Origin of the sequence: Methanosphaera sp. (assembly GCF_016282985.1) — an archaeon.
Classification (GTDB): domain Archaea; phylum Methanobacteriota; class Methanobacteria; order Methanobacteriales; family Methanobacteriaceae; genus Methanosphaera.
Genome location: NZ_JAEELZ010000019.1, coordinates 1 through 8,771, shown reverse-complemented (window position 1 = coordinate 8,771; position 8,771 = coordinate 1). Strand labels below are relative to the sequence as shown.

Here is an 8,771-nt window from a genome sequence, read left to right as displayed (position 1 = left end):
GTATTTTTTCATAAGTTTGTGCTATTTTCTTTTTGATTTTATTATAGTTTTTGCTGCCAATTTGTTTTTTGGATAGTTTTCTTTGTAATCTTCGTATTTTATTATTTAATTGTATGATTTTATTTTGTTGTGGGAACTGTATTATTTTGCCCGTGTTTATTGTGACAAAACGTGATATTCCCAAATCTATACCACAACTGCGATCATTACTCTTAAAAACATGCCTTGTAACATCTTTACATACAATAGAAACAAAATATTTACCGGATGCTTTTTGTTTAACAGTGACAGATTGTATTTTGCCGGATATCTTTTGATGTGTACGAAATCGAATCCAACCCACCTTAGGAAGACGAATCCATTTATCCATAATTCTGATGTTGTTATTGATATTATTGGTTTTATAAGATTGTACCGGATTATACTTACTTTTATAGCGTGGATACTTGCTAAGGTGTTTAAAAAATCTGTCAAAAGCATTTTCTAAATTTTTCAACGATTCAATCAAAGCTTGTGAATCAACTCGTTTTAACCACGTCTTAGACTTCTTCAACTCAGTCAACATAGTCGAACAATCATAAAAAGACAAATACTTTCCACTATCTGAGTATACAGTCTTTTTAGCATCCAGAAAAGTGTTAAAAACAAAACGGCAACAACCAAACTGATTAATAAAAAAACTCTCCTGAACCTCATCAGGATAAATACGAACAACAAAACTCTTATACATAACAACTATCAAAAAAAAATACACCAAATAATAAAATATTAAATATAGATAATAAATTATTACTTATTGTATAGTTAATAATTATTTGATAATAGTATTTAAATATTTTGATAAAAAGTATTACTTTTCACACTTTATTCATATGATTTCTACAGAGCCTTTATTCAAAAAAATATTAAGTAATAGGAAATATAAAGATTTAAATAACGAATTGACTAAATAAGGGAAGATAAATATTTATGGATTTATTGTTATTAGAAACCATATCAATAATTTTAATTACTGCTGTAGCCATATTATTAATTTTCAACAAATTAAAACTTCCTTCTATGATTGGACTCTTTTTAACCGGAATTATTTTAGGTCAATTTATTACTTCAACAGACATAATTACTGAAATTGCAGAATTGGGAGTAATATTCCTTTTATTTATTATTGGGTTAGAATTTTCCATCGAAAAATTTTCCGCAATAAAAAAATATGCTGTTTTAGGGGGTATCCTTCAAGTATTGATAACCACATTACTTGTTTGTATATTGACACTGTTTATTTCAATCCCGTTAAATGAAGCAATATTTCTTGGTTTTTTAGTTTGTTTCAGCAGTACAGCCATTGTAATGAAACTCATTCAAAAACAAAATTTAACCCATTCAACACAGGGTAGGGTTACTTTAGGTATACTGATCTTTCAAGACATAGCGGTTATTCTTGTTTTGCTTTTAACTCCTATTCTTAGTGGAAAGAACTTAGATGTCACCACATTACCTCTAACAGTAATGAAATTAGTAGTTTTAAGTGTTATTATTACTGCAGGAGCTTTCTGGATTGTTCCAAAAGCATTACATGAAGCTGCCAGAACAAAGAATCGTGACTTATATATGTTACTGGTTCTTTTTATTTGTCTTGGAACAACATATGCAACATCTTCTTTAGGCATATCTCCCGAATTAGGAGCATTTATAGCAGGATTAATTATTTCCCACACAGATTACAGCCACCAAACTCTGGGATACATACAACCATTCCAGGACGTATTTATGAGCATTTTCTTAATATCAATAGGATTGATGATAAATGTAGAATATTTCATTGCCAATATTTTATGGATAATTCTTTTAGCAATTGTTGTACTGTTAGTAAAATTTATTGCAACATTTGTTACTGGTCGCATATTAAAATTACCTGTCAGTACAATTGTAGCTATTTCAATTCTTTTAAGTCAAATTGGAGAGTTTTCATTTGTTTTAGCAGGAGAAGGAATAAAAAATGGTTTATTAAGTAATGAACTGTTCACTATGTTTTTGGCTGTCAGTATAATTACCATGTCTTCAACACCGTTCCTACAGAAAATGACGCCAAAAATATTAAATCTGTTCAAAAAAATACCAAGGTATCAAGTTGATGAAGAATTGACAAATATCCAACATGAAGAACATTATGAAGACGAATTAGAAGATCACGTTGTAATAATTGGATTTGGTGTAAATGGAAAAAACATAGCCCGAGCATGTTATCGTTATAATATACCTTACATTGTTGTTGATATGAATCCTTTAATTGTAGAAAAAGAAAAATCATACGGTATCCCAATAATTTATGGAAACGCTGCTAATGAAAGCGTTCAAAAAGAATTAAAAGTAACATCCGCAAAATGTATGGTGGTTGCGACAAATACATTTGAATCAACTTATAAAACCGTAGATACTGCACGTAGATTAAATCCGGATATCCATATTATTGTAAGAACAAGATTTGTTCGTAATGTAGAAGAATTATATGAACTCGGAGCTGATGAAGTTATTCCTGAAGAATTTGAAACAAGTATTGAAATGTTTAGTAGAGTTATGGACTATTACAATAAGGATGTGGATGAAATACTGGATACTATCGATACACTTAGATCTGACCACTATAACACTTTCAGATGCGTATCTCCTGAAGAAATTACTGCAAAACTTTCAGAAAGATTAACCAATCTAAATGTAGGCTCTTTAAATGTAAATAGAAAAAAACCGTTAAATGAATATAATTTCAGCAAATATGACTTAACAGTTACTTCAATAATTAGAAATAACAAAACATTAGTTGGATTTAGCCCTAATTTCCCATTAGAAATAGATGATTTAATATTATTTACTGGAGATCCGGAGGATATTAACTGTTTCATTCAAGAGCAGTACAACTCTTAAAATGAAACGTGAAAAAATTTAAAAATCTAATTGACCTTCTCTTTTTTCTTTCTTTTTTGGTGGAAAATTCTTATCAAAAGATTCTAACTCTTCTTCATCAACTTTAAAACATTCATTATCTTTATAAGTTCCATTGATTTTCTCAATTTTATCAGTATCGAATATTTTAACCATGAAAAATGGAGTTTCACCTTCAACATCATTAAATTTTAAACCAAATTTAGATGCATCTTCAAAACCAAAACGATTATAAAATTTTTCATCTCCAATTGTGAAGACATAAGGAATATCCATTTCTTTAGCTAAATTTAATGTGAATTCAACGATTTTAGAACCATACCCCTTTCTTTGGTAATCTGGATGTACACATACAGGACCTAATGTGACAACACTTTCAATTTTTCCTTCTTTATCACATAAATCATTTGTAGAATAAGCTATTTGTGCAATAATTTTACCTTCTTCTTCAATGATGTAATCCAATTGAGGGATAAAAGAGGAGTCATGTCTCATATTATGTATTATTAAATGTTCATAACATCCGGGCCTATAAACATTCCAAAATGATTCCCTTACCAAAAATTCAACTTCTTTATAATCTGTTCTTTTTTCTAATCTAATATTCATTAAATCAACTCCTGCTTTAATATAAAAAATTATCCTTTGTATATGTTTTCATCAGATACCAATTTAATTAAATCGTGAACATGTTCATCATATGATATTCTAAATCCTACTGCTCCAGGACCTGTTGTTTTAATGTTGTTTAATGAATAATCATCATCTTTTCTTCCATTGTTTATAATATACCATATGTATGACGACTCAAGTATGAATAATTGTCCTTCACCAAATTCATGATCTGTATAATAACCATCCCCTGGGTCATAGACAATATCTGCCTTTTTAAGTAATTTTTTTAAAAATTTGTTAGGTCTTGGTGCATTCTGAAAAATTCTTTCAATCTCTGCCATTGCCTCATCTTTAATTTTTCTTTTTGCGTTGAGCTCTTTTTGTAATTGTTCATTTTTAATTCTTTGTTGTTCAAGTGTTTCAGTAATTCCCAGTTTTTCTTCAACTTTTGGAACATTTTCTTCTAGACACATCCACCCATGAGGATTTCCTTCTATGTTCATTATGTCCTTAAAATCTATAGGTTTGTATTTTCTAAAATATTCAATAACCAAATCCTTTTCTTCATCGGTTATTTCCTTATTAAAAGCATATAAATTTCCAAATTCTTCATGGTCTATACATTTTAGTACTAATTTTAATGGTTCATCAGATACCACAAGAACCACCTGTACTATTCAATTCAGGTTCTTTATATGTATCGCCGGAATATTCATTTTCATCCGTAACAATTTTAATTAAATCATGTACGTGTTCATCGTAAGGTATTTTAAATCCTATGGCTCCACCTGCTTCTTCAATTTCAATATTGTTCATATTCCAATTGTTTTCTTCACGACCATTATTCATTATATACCATATGCTGTTTTTCATAATAATGAATAAATGTCCTCCACCATAATAATTGTTATCTCTGAAGCTATTTGTTGGATCATAAACTATTTGTGCAGCTTTAATAAGATTTGATAACTTTTGTTTAGGTCTTTTTGCTTCAAAGAATATTTTTTCCAATTCCAGTTGTGCTTCTTCTTTTTCTCCACGTTGTTTATCAAATTCCTCTTTTTGAGCTTTTCTATCTGCTGCAATTTTATCTAATGTTTCTGTGATTCCCAATATTTCTTCTATCTTGGATGCATTATCTCTAGTACACATCCAGCCAGTTGGATTTCCAGATATTTTCATAACATCTTCAAATGATGCAGGTGTATATTTTTGCATATATGGTTTAACTTTTTCAAAATCTTCTTCTGAAATATCTTGATTTAATGCATATAACATACCACATTCCGGTGCATGACATTTTTCTATTAATTTTAATGGTTCTTCGTTATTCATGATAATTCCTCTATAAAATTCTAAATTATATTTTTTTTATTTAATTTTTTTCTTATAAAAATATTTAAAAAATGATATTATTATTAATTTCGTTAAGAATTTCTTTGAAAAAGAAAAAATAGGATGATAATATAGGTTTATTAAGTGTGATGTATATGATTCTATTCTTGACTTGGTTGTTTTAAAATATGTTCAGAAATTACAGTTCCGTTCACCATTTCCATATTGTGCAGAACATTTAAATGCATTATTTGTGTATCTCTACTGACTGCAGTATGAAGTCTTCCACCTATTCCAAAATTAATTCATTACGTTTAACAACAGAATGCTCCGATGAAACAAAGATAAATTTAGGTTTACCCAAATTATAAATACTTTAAAAAATATAAATATATTCAAACATAAAAATCAATTTTTTTATTAAAATATGAGAGTTATGTTGAAAACTGGAAGGTGAAACAATGGATAATGGAACAAAAGATGCAGTGAAATTATTTGTTGAACTAATAATTATATTTACTGCATTATATTTCATACCAATCCTTCTGACAGGAGGATAATTATATTACTCTCCTAATAATTGAAAAACAAAAAATATAAAACAAATATTTAACATGAAAAGTTTATGGAAGACATTCTTCCAACAATAAACTCTTCTAAGATAAAAAAAACATATTTTTAAGGGAATAATAGTATTACCCCAATGATAAGATTAAAAAAATATTTTATTTCAATTAAACATTATCCCCTCAACTAAAAAACAGCTTATTCTAAATCATTTTCAATTTTTTTAATTATCTTAGCTGGAACACCAACCGCTAATGAATTGTCCGGAATATTTTTATTAACCACGGCACCAGCACCTATTACAACATTATTGCCAATTGTCACTCCGGGCAAAATAGTAACATTTCCACCAATCCAAACATCATTACCAATAGTTACAGGTTTTGTAACTGCTAATTTATTTCTTCGTCCTTTTGGTGAAATGGGATGACCTACAGTTGTAATTATAGTGTTTGGACCAATCATAACATCATTACCTATATGTACTTCGTTAACATCAAGGATAGTAACATTGTAATTAGCAAAAAAGTTTAATCCAACAAAAATGTTTTTTCCATTATCACAGTTAAAATTCTTTTCAATTGTGACTGTATCATCAACTTTTCCCAATAACTTTTTTAAATGTGAAATCCTTTTTTGCCTGTCTAACGGATGAATATTATTATATTCCTCACAAAGAAAAACTGCATGATCTTTAATTGATTTAACTTCCTTATCGGCAAAACAGTAATCTAATCCTGCCTTTAATTTCTCTAGTTCAGACATCATAAAAATCATAAAAAAATAGTCTAATATGGTAATCAAATAGATAGTGCTCCACATGATTCCATATTTTTAATTGAGTCCATAAACTCATCATAATGCTCACTCATAAAATCAGATAAAAAATACAGCTTACCATATTTTTCTCCGTATGATTCTACCAATTTAGACTCTTTAAGTTTAGCAAGATGATGTTTAACTGTTCTGTAATTTAAATTTAATTCTTTTGATAATTGATTTATGTTATAAGGTTTTTCTTTAATTTTTTGGATAATTCTTATCCTATTTTTAGAACCTTTGGTTCCTAATAAAACCCATTGAAAAATTTTTTTCATATTATCATTTCCAATAATAATATTGACTGTATAATTATATAAATACTACTGTTTATATAACTAAGGGTAATTTTTCTGAATATATAGATAATATTTAAAGTAGGAATAATATAACTAACTAAATATAAATTAAAAAAAAATAGGATGAAACTATGAAACAAAACAACTTAATAATTTTAATAGTAGGAATTATCCTGGTAGGATTACTATTAATATCAGGAATTTCAAATTTAAGTTTCAATTCATTAAATCAAGATAATTCTGATGATGTTGAACAGTCTCAACCAATATCGGATGAAAAACAAGTTATAGAAAACCCCATTGAAAATAAAGAACATATGAATGAAAAATCATCAAACACAAAGGAAGTATCAACTAGCGATAATTCAAATAGTACTTAAGTAATTTATAACATCACACTTATAAATAGTAATAGAATGAAAATGGAGAATAAATAATGAAAATTTCATATTGGATAGACTATAACTGCCCTTACTGTTATCTTGGAATTTCAAGATTGAATAAAGCAATTGAAAAATTAAAATTAGATGATGTTAAAATAGACACCCATTCATTTGAACTAGATCCTTCTGCTCCAAAAACCTGCAAATCAAGTACGTTAGACAGATTTTCAAAAAAATATAATATGACTGAAGAAGATGCTCAGAAAGAAATTGATAAAATTACCAAATGGGGAGTAGATGATGGATTAGATATGAAGTATGAAAGTTGTCGATTTACCAATACTAGAGATGCTCATCGTTTAAGTAAATTAGCAATTCAAAGCAATAATCAGGAGATTATTAATAAATTTAATAATTTACTATTTGAAGCTTATTTTTCAAAAAATTTGGAATTGGCTGATAAAGAAACCCTGCTTGAAATTGCAATAGAAGCAGGATTGAATGAAAAAGAAGTTAAAGAAGTTTTAAATACAGATAAATTTAATAATGAAGTTGAATTAGATGAACGCGTAGCTCTAGATACTGGTATTCAAGGTGTTCCTTACTTCATTTTCAACAATAAATATCCAATTCCGGGTGTTTTACCTTCAAGTGAGTTTGTTAATGTTCTGAAAAAAATTAAATTTGAAGAAGATTTTGCTAAAAAAATTAATTCAAAAGAACAGGATTAACAACATTCATCTTCTTTAATGTTTAGTGATTTCTTATAATTATTTTTTAATTCTTTTTTCTTTTCATCATTTAAACTACTGAAATTTAATTCATCTAATGAATACAGTAGCATATCATACATTATTGTGTTAAGTTTTTTTCCTTTTTCAGTCAAATAATATTCACTACTTTCTCTTCGATCTTCATAAACTTTCTTATATATTATTCCATTTAACTCCATAAATTGTAATGTTTTTGAAAGAATATGATTACTTAAACCAGGATTATTATTTTTAAAATCATAAAAATGGGTACATCCATTAAATAAATCCATCGTAATTGCTATTACCCATTTTCTATTAAATAGATTAAATGTATCATATATAGGACATATTTCTCCCCTATCTTTTACATACATATTTTTCCCCCACGGTTCATTTTACTTATTCTGTTTAAATTATAGATTATTTAGTAATTAAAGAATTATCAGTAAGTAATACATTACCTAATCTATTTATAATTCTTAAAATAACATTATAAAGTAGGAGGATAAAATATTGTATTAAGAAAATTAAAATGTAAAAATTTATCAATATTAAATAATTTTACATATAAATTAAGTTATTTACTGTCTCCTACTATTAAATTCTTTTTTATTTTTTTATCATATTGAATCTATCAAAATCAACATATATACTTTAAGTAATTATCTGATTACAATATGAAAAAAGACATAAAACTTTTTTTAATGTGTAACTTTTAAAAAGAAAATAATTTTAAATTCAGCATTAAAAATATTATAAAACAGTAAATCTAATGAAAAATATGAAAAATAAGAGTATAGATATAAAATATAATCTAGAGGTTAACCGTCAAATTAATAGCATGGCTAATACTCAATTAATCTCTTTATTTAAAAAATAGAAAAAAGTAATTGTAAAATTATCTACTCCAATTCTACAATGTTTTTAATTAAAGTAAACTCAATTGGACCTTCTTCATCAATATAAAATGGCATTTTGTAATGATTTGGAACGTTATGTACTTTAATACTTTCATGGTTTAATAGTAATTTTGCTCCAACATCACTTTTATGGAAAACTTC

10 protein-coding genes are annotated in these 8,771 nt (G+C 27.1%); 3 read left to right on the top strand and 7 right to left on the bottom strand.

The features are described from left to right. The coding region (locus QZZ11_RS01145) for an RNA-guided endonuclease TnpB family protein (RefSeq protein WP_292472755.1) at positions 1–730 on the bottom strand (730 nt) is incomplete at its 3' end. Between the two features lie 239 nt (positions 731–969). Here QZZ11_RS01145 and QZZ11_RS01140 point away from each other — a divergent pair. Then, positions 970–2,919 carry a cation:proton antiporter gene (locus tag QZZ11_RS01140; protein WP_292472753.1) on the top strand — a complete coding sequence of 650 codons (1,950 nt, stop codon included), beginning with the start codon at positions 970–972 and terminating at the stop codon, positions 2,917–2,919. 18 nt (positions 2,920–2,937) lie between these two features. Here QZZ11_RS01140 and QZZ11_RS01135 read toward each other — a convergent pair whose 3' ends face one another. The 5 genes from QZZ11_RS01135 to QZZ11_RS01115 all read right to left on the bottom strand — a co-directional run bounded on the left by QZZ11_RS01135 (position 2,938) and on the right by QZZ11_RS01115 (position 6,551). Then, on the bottom strand, positions 2,938–3,546 hold the full coding sequence (locus QZZ11_RS01135) for an N-acetyltransferase (RefSeq protein ID WP_292472751.1): 609 nt from the start codon (positions 3,544–3,546) through the stop codon (positions 2,938–2,940). A gap of 29 nt (positions 3,547–3,575) precedes the next feature. Next, positions 3,576–4,211, bottom strand: a complete 636-nt coding sequence (locus QZZ11_RS01130; RefSeq protein ID WP_292472749.1) for a hypothetical protein — start codon at positions 4,209–4,211, stop codon at positions 3,576–3,578. Further along, complete coding sequence (locus QZZ11_RS01125; protein ID WP_292472747.1) at positions 4,201–4,887, bottom strand: hypothetical protein; 687 nt, start codon at positions 4,885–4,887, stop codon at positions 4,201–4,203. Before QZZ11_RS01125 ends, QZZ11_RS01130 begins: the two co-directional genes overlap by 11 nt. 765 nt (positions 4,888–5,652) lie before the next feature. Then, the gene (locus QZZ11_RS01120) at positions 5,653–6,222 is read right to left on the bottom strand and encodes a sugar O-acetyltransferase (protein WP_292472745.1); all 570 of its coding nucleotides are present in this window, start codon (positions 6,220–6,222) and stop codon (positions 5,653–5,655) included. A gap of 32 nt (positions 6,223–6,254) precedes the next feature. Then, positions 6,255–6,551, bottom strand: a complete 297-nt coding sequence (locus QZZ11_RS01115) for a winged helix-turn-helix domain-containing protein (RefSeq protein WP_292472743.1) — start codon at positions 6,549–6,551, stop codon at positions 6,255–6,257. Between the two features lie 152 nt (positions 6,552–6,703). On the opposite strand from QZZ11_RS01115, the gene QZZ11_RS01110 reads away from it, so the two are divergent. Then, positions 6,704–6,952, top strand: a complete 249-nt coding sequence (locus QZZ11_RS01110) for a hypothetical protein (protein WP_292472741.1) — start codon at positions 6,704–6,706, stop codon at positions 6,950–6,952. A 56-nt stretch (positions 6,953–7,008) separates the two neighbouring features. Then, positions 7,009–7,686 carry a DsbA family oxidoreductase gene (locus QZZ11_RS01105; RefSeq protein ID WP_292472739.1) on the top strand — a complete coding sequence of 226 codons (678 nt, stop codon included), beginning with the start codon at positions 7,009–7,011 and terminating at the stop codon, positions 7,684–7,686. Here the strand turns inward: QZZ11_RS01105 and QZZ11_RS01100 are convergent. Continuing rightward, positions 7,683–8,084 carry a helix-turn-helix domain-containing protein gene (locus tag QZZ11_RS01100; RefSeq protein ID WP_292472737.1) on the bottom strand — a complete coding sequence of 134 codons (402 nt, stop codon included), beginning with the start codon at positions 8,082–8,084 and terminating at the stop codon, positions 7,683–7,685. The genes QZZ11_RS01105 and QZZ11_RS01100 overlap by 4 nt on opposite strands. Positions 8,085–8,771 lie beyond the last annotated feature (687 nt).